This is a genomic window from Winslowiella arboricola (assembly GCF_025527015.1).
In the GTDB taxonomy this organism is placed as follows: Bacteria; Pseudomonadota; Gammaproteobacteria; order Enterobacterales; family Enterobacteriaceae; genus Erwinia; species Erwinia arboricola.
Map to the genome: position 1 here is coordinate 207,621 of NZ_JAODIM010000042.1, position 23,211 is coordinate 230,831.

General features: G+C 52.1%; 14 protein-coding genes and 1 pseudogene. 11 read left to right on the top strand and 4 right to left on the bottom strand.

What is annotated here, in order from left to right; all coding sequences use genetic code 11:
- Window positions 1–389 precede the first annotated feature (389 nt).
- Window positions 390–1,757: an APC family permease gene (locus tag N5923_RS15295; protein WP_267143598.1), complete on the top strand. Its 1,368-nt coding sequence runs from the start codon at window positions 390–392 to the stop codon at window positions 1,755–1,757.
- 65 nt (window positions 1,758–1,822) lie between these two features.
- Here N5923_RS15295 and sbcB read toward each other — a convergent pair whose 3' ends face one another.
- Entirely contained in the window at window positions 1,823–3,250 is a 1,428-nt protein-coding gene (gene sbcB / locus N5923_RS15300) for an exodeoxyribonuclease I (RefSeq protein ID WP_267143599.1), read from the bottom strand.
- Between the two features lie 180 nt (window positions 3,251–3,430).
- On the opposite strand from sbcB, the pseudogene N5923_RS15305 reads away from it, so the two are divergent.
- Window positions 3,431–3,617: pseudogene (locus N5923_RS15305) on the top strand (Arm DNA-binding domain-containing protein); the annotation flags it as partial.
- Between the two features lie 225 nt (window positions 3,618–3,842).
- Here N5923_RS15305 and N5923_RS15310 read toward each other — a convergent pair.
- Entirely contained in the window at window positions 3,843–5,009 is a 1,167-nt protein-coding gene (locus N5923_RS15310; RefSeq protein WP_267143600.1) for an acyltransferase family protein, read from the bottom strand.
- A 579-nt stretch (window positions 5,010–5,588) separates the two neighbouring features.
- On the opposite strand from N5923_RS15310, the gene pqqU reads away from it, so the two are divergent.
- From pqqU to N5923_RS15325, 3 genes are all read left to right on the top strand, one after another.
- On the top strand, window positions 5,589–7,736 hold the full coding sequence (gene pqqU / locus N5923_RS15315) for a TonB-dependent receptor PqqU (RefSeq protein WP_267143601.1): 2,148 nt from the start codon (window positions 5,589–5,591) through the stop codon (window positions 7,734–7,736).
- A gap of 164 nt (window positions 7,737–7,900) precedes the next feature.
- Window positions 7,901–10,294, top strand: coding sequence for a glucose/quinate/shikimate family membrane-bound PQQ-dependent dehydrogenase (locus tag N5923_RS15320; protein WP_267143602.1), 2,394 nt, complete (start codon window positions 7,901–7,903; stop codon window positions 10,292–10,294).
- Window positions 10,295–10,608: 314 nt separating this feature from the next.
- On the top strand, window positions 10,609–14,811 hold the full coding sequence (locus N5923_RS15325; protein WP_267143603.1) for a terpene synthase family protein: 4,203 nt from the start codon (window positions 10,609–10,611) through the stop codon (window positions 14,809–14,811).
- Window positions 14,812–14,891: 80 nt separating this feature from the next.
- Here N5923_RS15325 and N5923_RS15330 read toward each other — a convergent pair whose 3' ends face one another.
- Window positions 14,892–16,040, bottom strand: a complete 1,149-nt coding sequence (locus N5923_RS15330; RefSeq protein WP_267143604.1) for an acyltransferase family protein — start codon at window positions 16,038–16,040, stop codon at window positions 14,892–14,894.
- Between the two features lie 274 nt (window positions 16,041–16,314).
- On the opposite strand from N5923_RS15330, the gene dacD reads away from it, so the two are divergent.
- The 4 genes from dacD (at window position 16,315) to N5923_RS15350 (ending at window position 19,858) form a co-directional block, all read left to right on the top strand.
- Window positions 16,315–17,484, top strand: coding sequence for a serine-type D-Ala-D-Ala carboxypeptidase DacD (dacD, locus tag N5923_RS15335; RefSeq protein WP_267143605.1), 1,170 nt, complete (start codon window positions 16,315–16,317; stop codon window positions 17,482–17,484).
- Between the two features lie 141 nt (window positions 17,485–17,625).
- Window positions 17,626–18,090 (top strand): DNA gyrase inhibitor SbmC, encoded by a 465-nt coding sequence (sbmC, locus tag N5923_RS15340; RefSeq protein ID WP_267143606.1) that lies wholly within the window; start codon window positions 17,626–17,628, stop codon window positions 18,088–18,090.
- A 203-nt stretch (window positions 18,091–18,293) separates the two neighbouring features.
- Entirely contained in the window at window positions 18,294–19,352 is a 1,059-nt protein-coding gene (locus N5923_RS15345) for an FUSC family protein (protein ID WP_267143607.1), read from the top strand.
- Window positions 19,353–19,534: 182 nt separating this feature from the next.
- Window positions 19,535–19,858 (top strand): DUF496 family protein, encoded by a 324-nt coding sequence (locus N5923_RS15350; RefSeq protein WP_267143608.1) that lies wholly within the window; start codon window positions 19,535–19,537, stop codon window positions 19,856–19,858.
- A 104-nt stretch (window positions 19,859–19,962) separates the two neighbouring features.
- On the opposite strand, the gene N5923_RS15355 is transcribed toward N5923_RS15350, so the two are convergent.
- Window positions 19,963–21,045: a LacI family DNA-binding transcriptional regulator gene (locus N5923_RS15355; protein ID WP_267143609.1), complete on the bottom strand. Its 1,083-nt coding sequence runs from the start codon at window positions 21,043–21,045 to the stop codon at window positions 19,963–19,965.
- Window positions 21,046–21,179: 134 nt separating this feature from the next.
- On the opposite strand from N5923_RS15355, the gene N5923_RS15360 reads away from it, so the two are divergent.
- Window positions 21,180–21,965, top strand: coding sequence for a YdcF family protein (locus N5923_RS15360; protein ID WP_267143610.1), 786 nt, complete (start codon window positions 21,180–21,182; stop codon window positions 21,963–21,965).
- A 289-nt stretch (window positions 21,966–22,254) separates the two neighbouring features.
- Window positions 22,255–23,202 (top strand): 2-hydroxyacid dehydrogenase, encoded by a 948-nt coding sequence (locus N5923_RS15365; protein WP_267143611.1) that lies wholly within the window; start codon window positions 22,255–22,257, stop codon window positions 23,200–23,202.
- The last annotated feature ends 9 nt before the right edge of the window (window positions 23,203–23,211 follow it).

Genomic DNA, 23,211 nt, shown 5'->3' on the forward strand with positions numbered 1-23,211 from the left:
GACTTGAGTCAGCTCATTGGGATTCGTCGCTTGCTGCCTTGCTGCCACACCAATGACTTTGGGGATGAAAATAACCGACGCTTATCGCCAGCGCCGGTTATTTTTTTTGCAATAAACCAAATCAAACTCAGAGGCCGGGCCAGTTTCCGGATAGATAGTCGCTTTAAGCACACATGAACGTGTCTTGTTGAGGAAAAGAAAGATGGGTCAACATTTTAACTATGTACCGGTCACTACCGGTCTTCGCCAGCGTGATGATTACGGCGCCGCTGCAGGTCATTTTTCGCCTGCCTGTTCGACCATTTCCCCTCTTGAGAGTATTTATCGCAATTCGCGAAGTTTCCCTGTGGTACAACCCAGAAAGGTTGGCGCTATAGGGAGGCTGAATCATGTCGCTTGATAACGTTACCTCTGCGCCACAACCGCGTGCGCACCTGAAAAAAACGCTGACGCTGATGCCTGTTGTAATGATGGGTCTGGCGTATATGCAGCCAATGACGCTGTTTGATACTTTCGGCATCGTTTCAGGTCTGACCGATGGTCATGTCGCCACCGCCTATGCCTTTGCACTGATTGCGATTCTGTTTACCGCGTTAAGCTACGGTAAGCTGGTACGCCGCTTCCCATCTGCGGGATCCGCTTATACCTACGCACAGAAAGCTATCAGCCCGCACGTCGGCTTTATGGTTGGCTGGTCTTCGCTGCTTGATTATCTGTTTATGCCGATGATCAACATCCTGCTGGCGAAAATTTATTTTGAAGCACTGGTGCCCGGCATTCCGTCATGGATATTTGTCGTGCTGCTGGTGGGCTTTATGACTATCTCTAATCTGAAGGGCATCAAAACCGTTGCTAACTTTAACAGCGTGATTGTGGTGCTGCAGGTGGCGGTGATGGTGGCGATAATGGGCATGGTGGTTTACGGCGTCGCCCATGGCGAAGGGGCAGGTACGCTGGTCAGCAGCCGTCCGTTCTGGTCCGAGAATGCCCATGTGGTGCCGATGATTACCGGGGCAACCATTCTTTGCTTCTCGTTCCTTGGTTTTGATGGCATCAGCTCGCTGTCCGAAGAGACCAAAGATGCAGGCCGGGTGATCCCAAAAGCGATCTTCCTGACCGCGCTGATTGGTGGCGTGATCTTTATTCTCGTCTCCTACTTCCTGCAGCTCTATTTCCCGGATATCAGCCGCTTTAAAGATCCTGATGCATCACAACCAGAGATTATGCTGTATGTGGCGGGCAAAGCCTTCCAGTTCGGTATTCTGATCTTCTCCTGCGTCACTGTACTGGCTTCCGGTATGGCGGCTCACGCTGGCGTATCACGTCTGATGTATGTGATGGGCCGTGATGGTGTCTTCCCGGAGCGTTTCTTCGGTTACATCCATCCCAAATGGCGTACCCCGGCGCTGAACGTGCTGCTGGTGGGCGTAATTGCGCTCTCTTCTGTAACCTTTGATCTGGTTACCGCCACCGCACTGATTAACTTTGGTGCGCTGGTGGCGTTTACCTTTGTGAATCTGTCGGTGATTTCGCAGTTCTGGATCCGTGAAGGTCGCAATAAGACGCTGAAAGATAACTTCAACTTCCTGGTGTTGCCGCTGTTGGGCGCAATGACTGTGGGGGCGTTGTGGATTAACCTGGAAGAGAGCTCAATGATTCTCGGCCTGGTATGGGGCGCAATTGGTCTGACTTACCTGGCGTTTGTCACCCGCGTGTTCCGCAATCCGGTGCCGCAGTGCAGTGAAGATTTGATGTAAAGGTAATTGCAGGGGCGGCGTTCTCGCCGCCCGAGACAATGACGGCATTAATGCCGTCATTGTATTCAGGAAACCAGCTCGCGGGCATAATCAAACAACGCTTTCAGCTGCGCCATCTTGTCATTATCCCCTTCATATAAATTCGCCAGCGACTCCAGCTCCTGCACATAACTCTGCACTCGTTCCGGGTTCAGCGCTTCGCGACGATGTTGCAGCCAGCGCTGCTGCTCGGCGTCATCAAGGGTGCCGGGGAAGTTGCGCGCGCGGTAGCGGAACAGCAATTTCTCAATACGCTTATCGTTAAAGGTTAAATCCAGCGCCGGTAAATTGGCTGGTTCAGTCTGCAAAATAATATTCATTGCTGATTTATCGGCATCACTGAAGAAGCCAGCATACAGTTGCGCATCAACATCATCAGCGGCGATAAAAGGTTCGGCTTCGGCAAATAGCGTCACCACTTTTTCGCGAATTTCCGCATGCTGACGCAACAGGGCGAGGTTATCCAGGCAACGCTGACGATCGATACCAATACGCTGTGCATCTTCCGGCCGCAGGGTGTTGGCGGGCGCCAGCACCGGGCATTTATTGATATGCACCAGCTTAACCGGCACCGCGGCCGCATCGCCCAGCTGGTCACGCCGCGTATACAGACGCTCACGCAGGGCATCGGCATCCAGCTCCAGCAGCGGTGTGATATCACCCGCCAGATCGCAGGTAATCAACGCATTGCGGTTATCCGGGTGCCAGGCGAGTGGGGCAATCCAGCTGGTATTACCACGAAATGCGCCAAACATCCCGGAGATATGCACCAGCGGTTTCATCTGCGGAATATCGATCAGCGGGGTGAGTTTCTGCTTAGTACGATGCGTAAACAGATAGTCATACAGTTTTGGCTGCTGCTCTTTGACCAGCTTCGCCATGGCGATCGTGGCGTAGACGTCGGACATCGCATCATGGGCATTGGCATGTTCGACGCCATTGGCTTTAGTCAGATGTTCCAGACGGAAACTCGGCATACCATCGTCGTTTTCTGGCCAGTTGATCCCTTCCGGGCGCAGCGCATAGCAGGCGCGCATCACATCCAGCAAATCCCAGCGGGAATTGCCATTTTGCCAGCTCCAGGCATAGGGATCGTAGAAGTTGCGATAAAAGATATTGCGTGTCACTTCATCATCAAAGCGCACATTGTTGTAGCCCACCACACAGGTATTGGCTTCACTAAACAGCGCATGAATACGGCGTGAAAACTCTGCTTCACTGACACCGCGCGCTTTCGCCTGCTGCGGGGTGATACCGGTGATCATCACCGCCTCCGGCTGCGGCAGATAGTCATCTGCTGGCTGGCAGTAAAACACTTCCGGCTCACCGATAATGTTGAAATCCATATCGGTTCGCACACCAGCAAACTGTGCCGGACGATCCAGAGACGGGCTTTTGCCAAAGGTCTCGTAGTCGTGAAAGAGGAAGGTGGGCTGTTTAGCTTCGTTTTTCACTGTTTTTGTTTGTCCATATCTGTTGTTTAACCTTTTGAAAACGCAGTGTAAAATTCACCTTTCATACCTGTCTACGTTCACTTATGTACACATGCGGTCATGGTGGTTCACTTTAGTTCATGTAATATTGCGTACAAACCCGGTACAGAATCTCAATCTCGGTGCGTACAAAATATTATTATGGCTCTCAGTGACACTAAACTACGCTCGTTACATGGTAAACCATATTCAGGAAGTCCAGAAGCAGCAGATGCTGATGGCCTTATTGTACCGGTATCGGTGGAAAGTAAAGCCTCAGTGTATCGGGCCTGGAAGGTATCCTGCAGTTAGCCTTAAAGATGCCAGAAATATTGTGGCTGACCTCAGGGTTTATGTACGACAGCGGGCTACTTGACTTTGCTACAGATAAGATTGCCATTTGGCAGATTAAGCTGTTAATGTGTAAAAAAGTATCTGATATGGAAACAATGTTTCTTAATGCATGGATGGATTACATAAATTCAATGTCTTCAGTAAAGACGGCTAGCCCTGTATGGCCATCTTAACCACAATAAAACCCGGATTGAATATGACTTTTTACTTAAACCCATGCTTATAAAGCACCATTGGAGTTTATAACGCGTCTTTCTACTAACTTGCATAAATACACGCTGGATTTATCAATGTAAATGTATACAAAAAATGATAAACAATATGTTATTAAAAGAGTTAGTAGAGAGGCCATTAGTGAAGATGCTGAGTAGGTAAATTCATTTGTCATCATTAAATTAAAAATTGAGGGGCAAAATACATGCATTAGTGGTTGATGTATTGCGTACACTGAAAAAGACAGCGTTCCCAGCAACACAAGAGGCTTTGTTGATAACGCTTTACTGAGCATATCACTTTTGATCACTGAGAAAACAACCAAGAAACCACCAATATTGTTATAAAGAGTATAATTATCTATAACTCTGCCATCTACTATTATATTCGTGATAGTACTCAACCATTTGTAATAAGAGGATGTTTGATGAAATCCACAAAGGTACAAGCCAGACAAAAAAGTGAGTGTAAGAAAATGTTTGTTTAACCTTAGATCTAAGTGATATATTAACAAGCCTGATATGAATGATGCGTAATATATTTCATCACCTTTCTTGATATTCATGAAGAAAGGAATAATCATGCAAATTAATATTATGGATTTTTTGAATTTTGTTTTAGATAAAAAACAGGTAAGAAAGCAAACTGTTGCGGACCCAAACATTTCAATCTTCATGGTCCAAAGAGACCAATTGTACGGAGCAGCCCCTGAGAAAAAAGGTGTAATTGAGCCGTAGTAAATGGAATCTAATAAGGAAGGGTTTTTTATTTCATAGTTCTTAGCCCACTGACCTAAGCCTGATGCGTCTACACTTATATATTTAAAAATAAAGTAGGCCAGTACAGATGAAAAAAGAGCGACAGGCATCAATCTGAAGTATCGCTTCACAAACATTGCTGATGCTCTTTCAACCACATCACCTTTTTCCGACAAGGCATACCCTAGAATAAAACCGCTTAGAACAAAAAATATACCTACAGCTGCAGCGCCTGAATACATGAATGCAAAAGGTGAATTGTGAATCAGCAGGTCAAGTGAAGTTTTTGCTGAGGATGGGTTTCCTGTATGCATAGAAGGAGCAAAAGTAGAAGAAAGGTGAGAAAGGAAAACCATTAAGCAGGCAAGGCCACGAATTCCCTCAACGGCCCCAATTCTGTTCTTAGACTTAAGCATTTTGAACTCTTAATTTTATAGGCTACGCCATATTAAACGTCATGAAATAGAGCGCAACTAAAAGTGAAGATTTAACTTAAAAAAACCAAATACTGGCAGCTATAGACTTCGTTCATCTTCATGCCGGCTGCGGTGTGTTATTACAACGTAGTCACTCATACCTGCATCTCCCACTAAAATTCCTTCCCCGCCAACTTCTTGCAAAAACCACCTTCTATAAATTGAGGTTGTGAGTCTTTGATACCAGTAACATTCTGTTAATCTTTTAGCTGAATCAATTCAGCTTTCACCCCGCTAAACAGTTCGCAAGCAAACTCATAACTGCTACAATGATCACGTTTTTCTGCAACATCTCATTTTCGTTTGCATTGAAGGCCCCTTTCTGACCAAGGTCAGCAACCTGCCGCGGACGCCAGCGGGCTGAAAACCAGGCAAATTAAGCAACTGCCTTTATACTTTCGGCAGCGGTGATGCGCCGTGGCCGTTCAGTGCTGTGTTAATGAAGAGCGGGTGACTTCTCTCCGGGTTAAGTCCTGAGAAGAATTGTTGAAGTGTTAACTCTAAAAATGAATCATTCCAGTGAACAATAAAACCTCAGCTTTTATTTTGACTCCGCTGTTTTTGTTACACCCATTTTCTGTCAGCTATGCACAGTCTTCTGTCCCCACCGCCAGCGAATCCGTCGGATCGCAGGGCTCATCCCTGATGGTTATCAAACAACGCAGTGGCTTATCCGAGCTGGATACCCCGGCCGCTGTCAGCGTGATTGACGGTCAGGATCTGCGCAACAGCACTGCACAGGTCAATCTGTCGGAAAGCCTTGGCAGTGTGCCAGGCCTGCAAATCCAGAACCGCCAGAACTATGCGCAGGATTTGCAATTGTCTGTGCGCGGCTTTGGTAGCCGCTCAATGTATGGCGTGCGCGGCGTGCGTCTTTATGTTGATGGTATTCCGGCCACCATGCCGGATGGCCAGGGGCAGACCTCCAATATCGATATTAACTCTGTTGATAAGGTCGAAGTGCTGCGCGGGCCTTACTCTGCGCTGTACGGCAATGCCTCAGGCGGCGTGGTCAATATCGATACTGAAACCGGTACTCAGCCCACCACCTTGCAGGCCGGGACTTATTACGGCAGCTACGGCAGCGTACATAACAGTGTTAAAGCTACCGGCGCCACCGGCGATGGCAGCCATGCGGGCGACGTCAACTATGCGATTTCCGGCTCGCGCTTTACCACCCACGGCTATCGTGACCATAGCGGCACGCAGAAGAGCCTTGGCAACGGTAAATTTGGCGTGCGCCTCGATGACGTCAGTACCCTGACGCTGCTGTTTAACAGCGTCTCGGTTGACGCCAACGATCCGGGCGGATTGTCTGAGTCCGAATGGAAAGATAATCCGCGCCAGTCGCCGCGCGGCGATCAGTACAATACCCGTAAATCTCTCGATCAGACCCAGCTTGGTCTGCGCTATCAGCGTCAGATGAGCGAAAACGACGAGCTGACCATGATGGCGTGGCACGGCGAGCGTCATACCACGCAGTATCAGTCGATCCCGATGTCACCGCAGTTAAACCCGAGCCATGCAGGCGGGGTGATTGTGCTGGAAAGAAAATATCAGGGGATCGATACGCGCTGGAAGCATGAGGACAATATCGGTTCAGTGCCGTATAGCCTGACCGGCGGTATCGATTACGAAACCATGACCGAACGTCGTCAGGGTTTTGAGAACTACAATCTCAGTAATGGCGTGCCGGAGTATGGTGAGAAGGGCGCGCAACGTCGTAATGAAAAGAACCAGATGTGGAACCTCGATCCCTATCTGCAAACCAGCTGGAATTTGACTTCACAGTGGACGCTGGATGCCGGGCTGCGTTACAGCACGGTGAATTTCGACTCAAAAGATTATTACATCACCAACGGCAATGGTGACGACAGCGGCAGCGCTCGCTATCACAAACTGCTGCCGATGGGATCGATTAACTATGCGGTGACGCCGGCATGGAATCTCTACTTCTCCGCGGGACGCGGTTTCGAAACGCCGACCATTAATGAGCTTTCATACCGTTCCGACGGCCAGACCGGTCTGAATACCGCACTGAAGCCGGCCACCAGCGATACCTTTGAGCTGGGCAGCAAAAACCGCATCGGCAATGGGCTGGTCACCGCAGCGCTGTTCCAGACCAATACCGACAATGAACTGATTGTCGCGGAGAGCAGCGGTGGACGCGCCAGCTACACCAATGCCGGTAAAACCCGCCGTCGCGGCGTTGAACTGGGCATCGATCAACAGTTTGGTATGGACTGGCGCATGAAGATGGCCTGGACACTGCTGGATGCCACCTTCCGCAATGAAACCTGTGGCGTCAGCTGCACACCGTCCGGCAACCGTCTGCCGGGCATTGCGCGCAATATGGGCTACGCTTCGCTGCAGTGGGCACCGGAAGCGGGCTGGCACGCAGGCGCAGATATCCGTTATATGAGCGATATTCAGGTTAACGACGAAAACAGTGCGCAGGCGCCGTCTTATACCGTTGCCAGCCTGAACAGCGGCTACCGTTTTAACTGGAGCAGCTGGTCGCTCGATCTGTTCGGACGGGTAGATAACCTGTTTGACCGCCACTATGTCGGTTCGGTGATTGTCAATGAAGGCAATGGCCGTTACTTCGAACCGGCGCCGGGACGTAACTGGGGCGGCGGCGCGACTTTGACTTACAGCTTTGAATAATAAAATAAGCGGCTGATAACGCCGCTAACAGAATCCAGCAAGCCGATCGCTTTATGTGATCGGTGCGAGACACCCGGATGGATAATCAGACACAAACCGGGCGTTTTTGAAGATTTAGCTTAATCTCTAAATCGACGATGTTAAATTTTGGTAAGGTTAAAAATATGAAAAATGGAACTGCGTTATCACGCGTTCTGCTAATACTCACGGTGCTGTTTGCGGCCCTGAGTGGTGTGTACTTGTTAGTCGGTGGCATCTGGCTGGCGAAACTGGGCGGCTCACTGTATTACATTGTGGCTGGCCTGGTGATGCTGATCACTGCCTGGTTGCTGTTCCGCCGTCGTACCGTCGCGCTGCTGCTGTACGCGATTTTCCTGCTCTGCACCACTATCTGGTCGTTGTGGGAAGTGGGCTCAGATTTCTGGGCGCTGACGCCGCGTCTGGATGTTACCTTCTTCTTCGGCCTGTGGATTGCATTACCGCTGATCTGGCGCGGTCTGCCGTCTGGCGGCAAGCTGGCGCGTGGCGCGCTGGCGGCATCGCTGCTGTTTACGGTAATTGTTCTGGCTTACTCAGTGTTTAACGATCCGCAAGAGATCAATGGCACTCTGACGTCTGATCAGACCGCCGCGATTGAGAAGAACGCACAGGGCATTCCTGACGGTGACTGGCCTGCCTATGGCCGTACCCAGGAAGGTACGCGTTACTCGCCGCTGAACCAGATCAACGACAAAAATGTCGGTGAGCTGAAAGAGGCCTGGACCTTCCGCACTGGCGATCTGAAAACCGCTAACGATCCGGGTGAAATCACCGACGAAGTGACGCCGATTAAAATCCGCGATTCCCTGTATCTCTGTACACCGCACCAGAAGCTGATTGCGCTGGATGCTGCCACCGGTAAAGAGAAATGGCGTTTTGATCCGCAGCTGAAAACCAATCCAACCTTCCAGCATGTGACCTGTCGCGGCGTTTCTTATCATGAAACCCCGGCGGTAGCAGAAGCGCAAACCGCAGGCACCCAGCCAGCACTCTGCGCGCGTCGCATTATCCTGCCGGTCAATGATGGCCATCTGTATGCGCTGGATGCGGAAACCGGTGCGCGTTGTGCTGAATTTGGTGATAACGGCGATGTGAATCTGCAAGCCAATATGCCAAATGCGCGCGCAGGCGCTTATGAGCCGACTTCACCGCCAGTGATCACCGACAAGGTAATTGTGATTGCCGGTGCGGTAACGGATAACTACTCAACGCGCGAGCCGTCAGGTGTGATCCGTGGTTTCGATGTTAACAGCGGCAAACTGCTGTGGGCATTCGATACCGGCGCGAAAGATCCGAATAAAGTGCCAGGTGTGGATGAGCACTATACGCCTAACTCACCAAACTCGTGGGCGCCAGCTGCGTATGACGCAAAACTGGATACCGTCTACCTGCCAATCGGTGTCGCAACGCCTGATATCTGGGGGGGCAACCGCACACCGGAGATGGAGCATTATGCTACCGGCCTGCTGGCGCTGAATGCCACCACCGGCAAACTGGCGTGGTTTTATCAGACCGTTCATCACGATCTGTGGGATATGGATGTTCCGGCCCAGCCGACGCTGGCGGATATCGATGATAAAAACGGTAACAAGGTTCCGGTGGTCTATGTACCGACCAAAACCGGCGATATCTTTGTGCTTGATCGTCGTGATGGTAAACCGGTCACGCCGGCGCCGGAAATGCAGGTTCCGCAAGGAGCGGCCAAAGGCGACCGCGTGTCACCGACCCAGCCGTACTCTGAACTCTCTTTCCGTCCGAAAGAGCATCTGCAGGGTAAAGATATGTGGGGCGCGACCATCTACGATCAGCTGATCTGTCGTGTGATGTTCCACAGCCTGCGTTATGAAGGTCCGTTTACTCCGCCTTCAGAGCAGGGGACGCTGGTATTCCCGGGTAACCTCGGTATGTTCGAATGGGGTGGCATCTCGGTTGATACTAACCGTCAGCTTGCTATCACTAACCCGATGGCGCTGCCGTTTGTATCAAAACTGATCCCACGTGGCCCGGGCAATCCGATCGAGCCTGATGAGAGCGATAAAGGCGGCACCGGTTCCGAATCGGGCATTCAGCCGCAGTATGGCGTGCCTTACGGTGTGACGCTGAATCCGTTCCTGTCACCGCTTGGTTTCCCCTGTAAGCAGCCTTCATGGGGTTATATCTCCGCGGTTGATCTGAAAACCAACGATATCGTGTGGAAAAAACGCATCGGTACCGTACGTGACAGCTCTCCGGTACCATTGCCATTTAAGATGGGAATGCCAATGCTGGGTGCGCCAATTACCACAGCAGGTAACGTATTCTTTATCGCGGCAACGGCGGATAACTATCTGCGCGCCTTTAACGTCTCTAACGGTAATAAACTGTGGGAAGCACGTTTGCCGGCAGGTGGCCAGGCGACGCCAATGACCTATGAAGTAAACGGTAAACAGTATGTGCTGATTGCTGCCGGTGGTCATGGTTCATTTGGCACGAAGCTCGGCGACTATGTGGTTGCCTACGCACTGCCTGAGCAGAAATAACTGATACGCAGTAATACTCAACGCCCGCGATGTTAGCGGGCGTTTTTTTTCGCCGGTTGATCGCTGCCGGGTGATTTATAGAAGCGGAGTGATTAATTTTTAGTTTTATTATTAACCCGGTTGCTGCCTGTGCGCGCAGGGCGTGCCAGCTCATCTTCGAAACAGCTTACTGATATTTATCTCACTTATCAGGAGTGATTATGGACCCGGTTGCTTCTGGCAGTCATTATTACTCTGGCGAATACAGTTCGCCCATCAGAAGGCCATCTACCTCAATCTCTTCACCGCCGCCTCCGGCCCCGCCGGGAAACTATTTGTCAACGCTAAGCGCAGAACGCTATAACGCCATCATCAGCGATCTGGGCCATAACGGATTATGGAACACTGAGGTGATGGAGCTGGCGCCTTTTATTGCGCTGAATTTACCGGGCTGGGAACAGGTTGCGCTGCGCATTGAAGACGAAGAGAGTCACTGCGTCCTGTTTTTGCCGGCGATGCGGGATGAAGCCAATATACTGATTGTGATACGTCAGGCGCAAAATCAGCACGGCCAGTTATTCTATCAGCCGCTGGTGGGGCAACGCTTTGAGGAGATCAGTAGCGGTAAGTATGGCGACCATTTTTTAGCCGCGATCTATGCGGCAAACTTTAATCTGCTACCCGGTCAGTTAGGAAGCCATGAAGTGGGCGGCTTTCGTCAGCAGTTGCAATATACCCTGGAACATAACCAAAATTGCCGTGATTTTATCGAGCAACGCTTTTTCCATTGGGCGCCAGCAGCGCCTGTCACCACGCCACCCTACCGTGGCAATAACGACGAGTTTGAGCATCATCTGTCCACCCTCGGTTTTACCATTATCGCGCGCGGCGAGGATGTATATCGCCAGGTGCCGCAAATCCATGAAGCACAGGTACTATTTAATAGCAGTTTGCACTACACCCTGAACCATAGCGCGAAAAATACCTCACGGCTGGCGGGGCTGCTTGCCCGACGGCTGGGGATCCGCCCGGATCAGGTCACATCTGAGATGCTTGAAATGACGCGCGCGCGTTTGCTTAATTATTATCGCGTTACCCTGCGTTATCTGGAAGAGGATGGCGGCCAGATTTTGCTCTCTGAGCAAAATAAGAAGCGTGAAGGGATCGGCGGCCAGGCGTTTCCCGGTGACAGTCAACACCGTATCGTGTTTACCACCATTAATAATGGCTCCTCATTTCTGGAAAAATTGCATGTGGTTTCCCATGAGAACAGTCATATGCTGCCGGGCGAAGAGTCAACTGATGACTTATGGTATGACATCAGTTATGGCCTGCCTGATGAGCTGCGGCGCACAACGGCAGGGATCGCCGCTATGGTAGCCGAGGAGGAGGAGAGCGCATCATTGCAGGGTTTTACCGAACTGATACTGGCGAAAATCTTTGATGACCTGATGATGAAATCCAGGACGCCAGCGGGGATGCGCAGACCGCAGTTTCTGGAAATGCTGGAGCGTATCAGAAGTGCGGTTCTGGACGATCAGCGCTGGCAGCAATTTCTTCGCTATGCACCGCACCATTATCCGCTATCGCCGGAAGAGCTAAACACGCTGCGCGAGGAGATTTATCACAATCGTATCTGGAGGGTGCTTGCGCGTCTTACCGGACTCAATCCAACCAGTCCTGCGGGTTTGCTGGCGGATGTTCATGCTAATAAGATGATGTTATTAAAAGTGATTCTGCAAAATGCCGACTCGCTGGTTACCCTGGTTTTCGGTTACGATGAGCAGCTCGCCAGGCAGTTAGACCGCCAGGGGCACCGGTTTATTCAGCGCGACATGTCGTCAGATAGTTTTGATACGTTATCGGATACCAGTCTGACAACGGAACCCAATTATACCGCGCTGGCGCATCCGGAGACGCTCACGCCTTACCAGCTGCACAGCGCGCTGGAGGACCTGGCGCACGCATCGACCACACTGGCTGACACCCGGCATCCTGAAGGCGCAGATATGCTGGCGGTCAGTCGGTTTCTTACACGCACGGCAGCGAGGATTGCCGCGCGTCTCGGTTATCTGACGGGCCAGCAGTCAGCGTTGCCGCAGATCAGCACCACCCTGTTTCTCACGACGATGAGGAAAATGTTAAGCGAAAAGCTGATGACACCGCAGCAGATTCTTAACGTTATCCTGCCCGGGCGCAGTTATCAGGGCTGGTCAATATGCGAAGCCGTCGCCAGCAACTTTTGGTGTGCGGGTAAACTACTGGCATGGCAGCAACTGGTTAATGACTGTTTTAATCTGCTCCACTGGCCGATTCGGCACAGCTACCAGGATGAATTTATCTCTTCCCCCAACGGACGGGAGCTGCTGAAAACTCTGGCTAACCAGCTGCGTGAGATTGCCCCTTACAGCGAACATTATCCTGAGGTCATTAATACGCTGAGTATGCTGATCAAAGACGGCCTGATCCCTTTTAGCTATCAACTGGCGTTTGATATCCGCAATCTGATGCCGCGTGGCGTCGAAACCGCTTCGCCGGTGGCCGTGATGGATATCTTCAGCACATTAAATTACGTCAGAGAGTTCAGACATATCATTAATGATGAACAGATTCAGCGGCTCGGACTGGCGGAAATGCTGGCAGGGGTGGCAACGCAGCATCGCTGGTTTGTCGTCGGCGAAGATGAAGAGGGGGAGATGCAATATTTCTTTGATCCGCTGGGCAATGATATTAGCGCTCAACCGCCGCAACTGGAGAATAACGAACTGGTGCTGGTGTTACGCGGCAATACGCTTCATCTCTACCAGCAGTTACCCGAGGGACCACGGGATATTGGCAGTAGCCTGTGGCAGCCCGGTAATAATCATGCGCTGATTGCCGCAGTACAGCAACTGACGGTGAATCCGTCAACTAACCAGCAACTGATCAACCAGCAATTTTTAAGGCGAATATCACTTACAAACGCCGAACAGCCAGCGACCGAAGCGGTCGCGCCAGCCGCGGCAATGCCGGCCACGGGCTGGCTGGCCGATCTGAGTAATACCAGTCAGGTGCACAAAAATGCGGTGAAAATTCATCGCCAGCTCGATAAATACCATTGGAGAATAACGGCGGATACGCGGTTTACACAGCGGGGAGAGGAAGGGGCGCTGTCCAGGATTAAAAGGTCGTTAACTGAGTTTGCCGCCCGCCTTGTAAGTGATGCTGAAAGAGCGGAAGTCAACGCCATCTCTGGGTGTATTAGTGAAATCGAAGCGAAACTGCAGCAGATAAGCGTGAGCGAGGGGATTGACCTGCGCCTGCGGCATTTTAATACGCTGCCCGCCGATTTTCATCAGATGCGAAAACACACGTTAAATCTGAGTCGCAGTTACAGCCAGAGCCAGCGACATAAAAATAGCACTCGCGCTGAACAGCGTGATGTTAAAAAAATCAGCCGCAATAGCGAAGCGGGGATCAGTCAGACACTTAAAACCAAAGGAAAAATCCATTCGATGGTCAGTGAGCGGCGGGATGGCACATTCTCAGGTTATCACGCTGGCCGGCTGCGCGAGTATTTCGCATCTGAGCCGGCGATAATGGCAGAAAACAGCGGTAGTTTATTGCCGCCAGCAGTCGCCGCTGAATCCTTTGCGGATATAGTAAACCTGGTATTTAACGGCCCCCTCGGAATAATGTCCCGCACGCCATTTAGTTCTGATTATCAACAGCAGTGCCTTGAGCGTGATCAGCAGATAAATCAGCAAAAAGAGATCGATCGGGCTAAGCGTGATGTCAGATCGGAGGAGTTAATAAGGCAAATCCGCCATGGTCTGATAAACGTTAGCTTCGAGCTGCAACAGTGGCTGGCGGAGAGTAAAGCTCGGGCAGGACGGCGCGAGCATCTAACGTGGCTGACCGATGATGCCGATATCACGGATTCTGGCCATAATCAGCCAGCCAGCGATGGCGCGGGGAACGCCGCTGGCAGTGAAGTGGCGGTTGAACAGCCGCTGGCTGAGCAGCAGGCGCCGCAATTTGTCAGTGTTGCGCCCGTGCCGATAAGCGAGGCGGTGGCCGTTGCGGCAAGCGGTGGCATGATGGTTAACCGCGGTGGTGGGGGAACGGTGACGCAACTGCTGTCGCCCGGCACGGTGCCCCAACTGCCGCAGCAGGGCAGCCAATGGACTCATCCTGTCAGGGCCTGGCAATCCACTTATGCGCCACACAGCGGAACGAATATCAGGACGATGAGTGAACTGCAAAGCCGTGATAATGTCCTTTATCAAGCCTTAGTGCCGCAGAGAACAGAGGCCACCCTGCGTATCAGCCATCGGCCACCAGCACGAGTGGCAACTCACCTACCCGCACGATCGTTAAACAACTCATCGCCTGTCACGCCCGGTGCGCAACAGATACGCGACCTTCGCCTGCTGTTTTTTGGCCGGGGAAATTTAAGCGCGGCGCCTGCACGGGAAACGGATGGCAACGCGCAGGCACGTATTGCCGAAACCGCCAGAGAGCAACCTCGACCGGGAGGACGACTTCCTCGCGGCTAAGGCTGTCTGACACGCGAAACAACGCAAAAAAAAATCCGCAACCCTGAGGGCTGCGGATCTTATCGTACGATCTGCCAGCGTTAGCTGGCGATATCGGAGGCGGCCGGACGCGGCGCCAGTACACGTTTGCCCAGCAGAATGCCCGGTTTCTCAACAAAGCGATACAGCAGGGTGGCAATGGCGTAAGTCAGCGGGATACAGATAGCGCAGACAATGGCGAAACGCAGCGGCGCGCTGACGCCATCCATATGGTAATCGCGCAGCAGCAGGGCGATAGCGGGCACCACAATCAACAGATGCAGCAGATAAACCGAATAAGAGACATCACCCAGCCAGGTACTGAAGCGGTTGGTCAGGATAGCGCGCGGCAGCGCGATCACTTTCTTCATTATGGCGTCTGGCTGGTATTGCCATAAGATAGCGGCCATACCGATAATCATCACCGCTTCCACCACAATGGCCAGCTTGCTTAAATCGCTGCTAATCACCGCACTCAGCACCGGCGCGATCAATGCCGCCAGCAGATAACCGAAATGTTTTTTCCGTACCGCTTCGGCCAGTAACATACCCGCCATAAACATATGCAGTTTAATCAGAATCATCGACGGCATGGCAAAGGCTTCATAGTAGCTGGCGAGAGCAAAACGTCCTGCGGCGCACACCGCCATCAGAATCAACAGCGTCGGGATATAGCCGAGGCGCAGGGTCAGCAGCATAATAAACGGAAACAGCAGGTAGAACTGCATTTCCAGGCCGATGCTCCAGTCGGGTAATACCGTATTAAAACTGTAACCCGGTAAAAAACCAAAGGTGAAACTCAGATGCGAAATAATATTGCCCAGTGACTGATCGGCATAACGGGAGGTTTCAGTGGCGGTAGAGGGGAAAAATTGCGCAATGGTATCGCGCATTTCACCAAACCAGTGACCATTGACCATCGCCACAATCAGCAGCAGGTAGTAGAGCGGAGCAATACGGAAGAACCGTCGGATCCAGAATTTTTTAACGGTACTTGCGCTATTCCACGGCTCTTTTTGCTGACGTTCAATATAGTTTTTCGCCATCAGATAGCCTGACAGTAAAATAAACAGATCGACCCCCATGCTGGGCATCGAAATGATCGGGATGGTGCAGTGAACCAGCAAGCTGACATGTCCGAGCAACACCCATAGCGAAGCGAATCCGCGCAGGCCCTCTAATTCAGTTGACCATCCTCTTGATGTCGACATTTCTACCTCAGAATAATTCATAATCCGTAGGGGGAGGTTAGTTGATTAAGAATTCTTAACAATGTTGATGATTCTTAAAAAGAAAATTATCGGATTATCCCTGGGTGAGGGAGGCGCTTTTTCACCCATTTCTGGCGATTCCTTTACAAAAACAGATCGGAAGCGCTGCAGGAAATTATTCATATTTACTTGCAATTGATTAACGCAATCGCAGATTGATTACCGTAAAACATCGCCCTGATTAACTAAATGTTTTTGATTAGAGGAAGAACCGTTGAAAAGGCGTCAGCTTGCAAGTTTTAGTCTGTTTTTGGCTTTTGTTTCCCTGGCGCATGCCGATGAGAGTGCGATGCCTTTCCCGTTAACCCCGCCAGCGGTTGATGCGGCCTCCTGGGTACTAATGGATGCCACTACCGGCCAGATCCTCACCGAAGGCAATGCCGATGAGCGGCGTAATCCTGCCAGCCTGACCAAGCTGATGACTGGCTATGTGGTTGATCGTGCAATTGATAATGGCCATATCACCCGTGACGATATTGTAACAGTGGGTAACGATGCGTGGGGCGCGGGTAATCCGGTGTTTAAAGGTTCGTCACTGATGTTCCTGAAACCTGGCGAGAAGGTGACGGTGCGTGACCTCAGCCGGGGTGTCATTATCGATTCTGGTAACGATGCTTGCGTGGCGCTGGCGGATTATGTCGCTGGCAGCGAGGCGGGTTTCGTTAAAATGATGAATGAATATGTGGCTAAACTCAGCCTGACGAATACCCATTTTGAAACCGTACACGGACTGGATGCGCCGGGACAGTTCACCACCGCGCGCGATCTGGCGAAACTGTCACGGGCAATTATTCAGGGCGAGCCGGATTTCTATCAGATGTACGGCGAGAAATCCCTTACCTGGAACGGCATTACCCAGCAGAACCGTAATGGCCTGCTGTGGGATAAAACGCTGCATGTTGACGGGCTGAAAACGGGTCATACCGAAAGCGCGGGCTTTAATATTATCGCGTCCAGCACCGAGGGGCAGCGCCGCCTGATTGCGGTGGTGATGGGCGGTAAAAGTACGAAAGGCCGTGAAGAGCAGGCGCGCAAGCTGCTGACCTGGGGTCAGAACAGTTTTGATACCGTGCATTTGTTCCATGCCGGCAAAGCTATCGGCCATGAAACCGTCTGGTACGGTAATCCGCATCAGGTCGAGGTGGGTGTCGATAAAGATATTTATCTGTCACTGCCGCGCGACCAGGTGAAAAGTATTAAAGCGAAATACGTTATTGACCGAAAAGATCTGGAAGCACCACTGCAAGCCCATGAGCAGGTTGGTACTATCCAGCTGATGGCGGGCGACAAGCAGATTGCCAGCTATCCGCTGATGACATTACAGGGTGTCGCCACCGCAGGCGTGGTGACCCGTATTGAAGATTATCTGAAACTGACATTCTGATGCTGACGGGCGCGCGTTCAGCGCGCCCGTATTCCCTCTTTCCCGATGCCGTTATCTTATTATTGCCGCCGCGATCGGAGATTGCGCCGCGCGCCATGCGCTACTATCGATGGCTAATCAGTCAATAAAAGGAGCAAGCAGATGAATGTGCAGATTATGGAACTACCGCATCGAACCATCGCGGGTTATCGCCTGACAGGCCCCTGGCCGCAAACCGCACCGGCGGGTTTTGAGAAATTAGGTCACTGGGTGACACAGCACCAGATTGTCGGCGGCGACTGGCTGGCGGTCTACTACGATAACCCGGAAGTGGTGCCGGAAGAGGCGCTGCGTATTGATACCGCCATAAGCGTGCCGGATGATTTTATCCTGCCGTCGCACAGCGATGAAGTTGAGATTCGTCACCTGGCGGCTGGCACCTATGCGGTAGCGCAGGTGCGGGTTGAGGATGGCGATTTTGCCAAACCCTGGCTGGCGATGTTTGCGTGGCTGGCTGGCAGTGATTACCACAAAGCCGATGCTCCCTGTTTTGATCGCTATCTTAACGACGGCTCACTCAGTGGCATCTGGGAGTTTGAGATTTGTGTGCCGGTGGTTAAATCCTGAGCAGTACGCCGCCGGAAAAGGGAATAGCCGGTAAAACAGCTGCTAATCAAAGGTTAGCAGCTGTTGGGTTATTGTTAATTAAACCAGGTGATAAGGTAAAACCGGCAAAAACGGTGATGAAATAGCGATAATGGGTTTAAAACCGTACAAATCGATCGGTTATGATAACGCCCGAACGCTTTATTACTCACCGGAGAACACTTTTGCGCCCCGACAAGCCGCTTTCGGCCATTGAATTCAGCATTTACCGACATTACCGTATTGTGCATGGCTGCCGTATTTCACTGGCATTTGTGTTGACCTTTTTACTGGTGCGCGGGCTGGATATTCCCGAAGGCACCTGGCCATTAATCACCCTGGTCGTAGTAATGGGACCGATCTCGTCGTGGGGCAACGTGCTGCCGCGTGCAGTGCAGCGCATCGGCGGCACGCTGTTTGGCTCCATCTCCGGCCTGATTGCGCTGAAACTGGAACTGATCTCGCTGCCGGGCATGCTGGCATGGTGCGCAGTAGTGGTATTTCTCAGCGGCTATCTGACGCTGGGTAAACATCCCTATATGGCGCTGCTGATTGGAATTACGCTGGCAGTGGTGTGCGGCGCGCCTGCCGGTGATTTCGAGACGGCGCTGTGGCGCGGTGGTGATGTGATCCTCGGTTCCGTGCTGGCGCTGCTGTTTAGCAGTATCTACCCGCAGAAGGCCTATACCCACTGGCGGATTAAACTCTCCGACGCACTCTCTTCGATGGCGAAACTGCATCATGCCGGTTTCTCGCCAAATCTGGTGGAGCAACCCCGGCTCACCAAACATATGCAGCGCCTGCTGACGGAAGTGGTGAAAATGCGCGCCTTCCTCGACCCCGCCAGCAAAGAAACCCGCATCCCGAAGTCGGTGCTGGATGGTATCCAGACGGTTAACCGCAATATGCTGTGTACGCTGGAGCTGCAAATCAATGCCTGGTGGTCGTCGCGTGAAAGTCACCTGTTGATGCTTAACGCGCCAACCCTGCGTCGTACCCAGCAGATGACCGGGCAGACCCTGCAGGCGCTTTCGGCGGCGCTGTTAAGCGCCGATACCAGTAAACTGGCGGCGACCAGCGCCGAACTGGCGGAGATGTCGCAGGAGCTGAAACAGCTGATCGCCGAGGCGAACAGCGATCCGCGGGTGGAGACCCAGATCCACGGCTACGTCTGGCTGAGTCTTGAGCTGACGCGTCAGCTGGAGCGTCTGTCGGATCTGATTCGGCTGGCGATGCGTAAGTAACGTATCACAATGACGACGGCAGAGCTTTAACAACAACTTACTGCGCCGCTGGCACTTTTCGCGCTAAGATAAGCGCCTGTCTGAATTTGAATGTGAAGAATTGCCAACGGCGACAGTGAGCCGCTAAGCTGAAGGCTACGACAATTACGCCTGCCTCTGCAGGCCCAATGAAAGGTGTCATCATGGAAAACGCAAAGCAATCTTTTCAGGACGTGCTGGAGTTCGTACGTATGTTCCGTCGTAAGAATAAACTGCAGCGTGAAATTCACGACAACGAAAAGAAAATTCGTGATAACCAGAAACGTGTGCTGTTGCTGGATAACCTCGGCGAATACATCAAGCCAGGTATGAGCATTGAAGCCATTCAGGAAATCATCGCCAGCATGCGCAGCGACTATGAAGATCGCGTTGATGACTACATCATCAAAAACGCCGACCTGTCGAAAGAACGTCGTGAATTGTCGAAGAAATTGAAAGCGATGGGCGAGCCAAAGCCACAAGAATAACTTTCCCCTGACAATCTGCAACATCGTAGGGGAGCCGTTTTCGGCTCCCGCTCAAATAGCAGACACAGTGCTAACCTGTGATACGGGCGGTGAGAACGCCGCCCCTACGGTTTAATCTTCAACCGTCTTAACTGCTGCGCCAGCGACGCTAACTGCCCGGCGACTTCGCTAATATCCGCTCCCTGATCCACGCTGGCCGTGGTCTCGCGCACCACCAGTTCGGTGGATAACGGCGCCAGCTGCTCTCCCTGCTGACTCTGAATCGCCGCCACTAAGCCATCGACACTCTGCTTACCGAGTAAACGAATATCCTGCCGAATGGTGGTGAGCGGTGGTTGATACCAGGCGCTTTCGGCGGTGTCGTCATAGCCAACCACTGAGATCTGCTGCGGAATCTGAATACCCTGCTGGTGCAGGGCGCGCATCGCACCCAGCGCCATCTGGTCGTTAGCAACCAGCAGCGCCGTCGGCAGATTATCCGGTAACAGCGATCTGACCGCCTGATAGCCCGATTCTGCACTCCAGTCTCCCTGATGCACCGAATGTGGTGCCAGCTGGTGTTCGGCCAGCACGCTTTGCCACGCCTGAAAACGCTGCATCGCGGAAACCGAGGTCAGCGGGCCATTAATCAGCGCGATCTGCCGGTGCCCGAGGGCATACAGATGCTCGACACCCTGACGCGCGCCCTGGCTGGCGCTGAACTGGCAGCGGTTAACCGCGGCATCACTGGCGACATCCATAAACAGGCAGGGCAGCTGACCACACAGTTGATCCAACGCCTGCGCTTCATCGTTCTGCAACGGCAGATTCAGCAGCAATCCGTCGACACGCTGCGCCAGCAAATCATTGACTGCCGCCTGCGCGGAGGGGAAACCAGGCAGGTCAGCCATCGCAATCACCAGCTGATAACCAAGTGCGGCAGCGCGATGCTGGATCGCCGAAGCAATTTGCGCCGGAGCCTGCAGCATCAAATCGGTGGTGGCCAGCCCGAGGGATCGGGTCGCTTTTCCCGCCAGCTGCTGCGCCACGCGGTTCGGCACATAATTAAGTTGCAGCATCGCTGCACTGACTTTTTCGCGCGTGGCCGCGGAAACCTTTGCCGAATGATTCAGCACGCGTGAGACAGTCTGATAGGAGACGCCGGCCAGTTTCGCCACGTCTTCAAGGGTCACCGAACGGGATGTCATGGCTATCTCCTGAATATGTTGGCGCGAGTGTAGCAAATAATTCACGTAGTCTGAAAATCGTCGAACAGGGTTTTCAGCCTGCATCAGATATCTGATGATGTGATATCTCCCAGATCTCCTTTAAGGAACCCGAAATGCCGCAAATCCCCCTTAACCCGGCGCAATGCGCAGCGATCAATACTATTGCGCGCTGGCTGGCGCTGGACGATGTGACGCCACAGCGCGCCACACTCGATGCTGACCTGCTGGTGCTGGCGGGCCATGCGGTATTGCCGAATATCGAAGGGGCTTTCAGCCTTGCACGCGAATATCAGCTGCCGCTGCTGCTGAGTGGCGGTATTGGCCATTCGACGGTTTTTCTGGCGCAGGCGATGGCAGCGCATCCGCGCTATCAGCATCTGCACACCGACGGATTATCGGAAGCGGCGATGTTGCGCGCGATCGCGCTGGAGTGCTTCGCTATTCCGGCGGAGAAGATTTTTAGCGAAGAAGCCTCAACTAACTGCGGGCAGAACGCCGCCTTTAGCTGTCAGTTACTGGCTGACAAACAGCTTAAGGCGCAGCGTATCGTGCTGGTGCAGGATCCGCTGATGCAGCGCCGTACTTTTGCCACCTTCAGCCATCACTGGCAGCAGGCCGGGCTGGCGGCCACTTTTTTAAACTGGCCGGTACTGGTGCCGCAGCTGGCGCTGAACAATGGCGAAGCAGAGTTTAGCGGTGTACCGGAGCAGGGTCTCTGGTCGCTGGAGCGTTTTCTGTCACTGCTGCTGGGAGAGATTCCGCGCTTGCGCGATGATGCCAGGGGTTATGGTCCGCAGGGAAAAAACTTTATTGCCCATGTGGATATCCCGGCAGAAATTGAAGCAGCATTTCGCCTGTTAATCGACAGCCCACGGCTGGTAAATATTGCGACGCGTTGATCAACGATGCTGATTTATATTTTAGCCGTAAACAGGTGCGGGAAATTGGCAGTAGCGGAATGAGGAAAGTTTTTTTCACCTTTCAGGCAGCCTGATTTGTGATAAAGGTTATGTTATGCGTAACAGAGTCGTGTAACATAATCTGCTCTGTGACATTTATCACAAAACTAAAACCATTTAGTCTATTTATTAAGAGTCATTCAATATGGCTGTGTCATCTGAACAGGCCAGAATTGGAAATAATGTATTCGCATCATCACCTGCTGCCTGATGAAAATAAGGAAGTAATATGCCTGCGTACAATATTGACTTATTAATTATAAAACCGTTAATGCCAGAATTAACGGCTAAGCTGCAAGAAACGTTTAATTGCCACTTGTTGTATGAGCATGAAAATATTTCCCGTTATATTCAGCATCACGGAGAGAAAATCCGCGCTATCGCCACCCGCGGTGATGTGGGGGTGGATGCTGAAATTATGGCCCGGTTACCCAACCTGGAGGTTATTTCAGTTTTTGGTATTGGTACTGACGGTATTGATTTACTCAGCGCCAGAGAAAGAAATATCAGCGTGGCGATTACCGCCGATGTTTTAACGGATGATGTGGCGGATCTGGCGCTGACATTTATTCTGGCCAGCAGCAGAAATTTGTTACTGCAAGACAGATTCTGCCGCAACGGTAACTGGCATTCACAGCCCCCGGCGCTGTCAGGCAAAGTGAGTGGCAAAAAAATCGGTATTTTTGGTCTGGGTAAAATCGGTAAGGCGATTGCCCGTCGCGCGCAGAGTTTCAATATGTCTGTCGCCTATTGCAACCGCCGTGAAGATAACAGTGTTGATTACCGTTATTTTGCCACCCTGACAGAGCTGGCCGACTTCAGTGATTTTCTGGTGCTGGCGGTGCCGGGCGGCAGTAACACGCAGGGGGCGGTGGATCGTGGCGTGCTGACTGCGCTGGGACCGACCGGAACCCTGATTAATATCTCGCGCGGTACGGTGGTTAACGAACCTGAACTGACTGAAATATTAAGCCGTGGCGGTATTAAGGCCGCGGCACTGGATGTATTTAGCGAGGAGCCGTTTATTCCCGCCGCATTGCTGGCGATGGACAACGTGATTCTGACACCGCATGTGGGCAGCGCCACCCATGAAACGCGGCAGGCAATGGCAGATTTGTGTTTCTCCAATCTGGAAAGTTATTTTTCCCATGGGAAAGTTCTGGTGTCGGCAAATTAGTCGGTAATA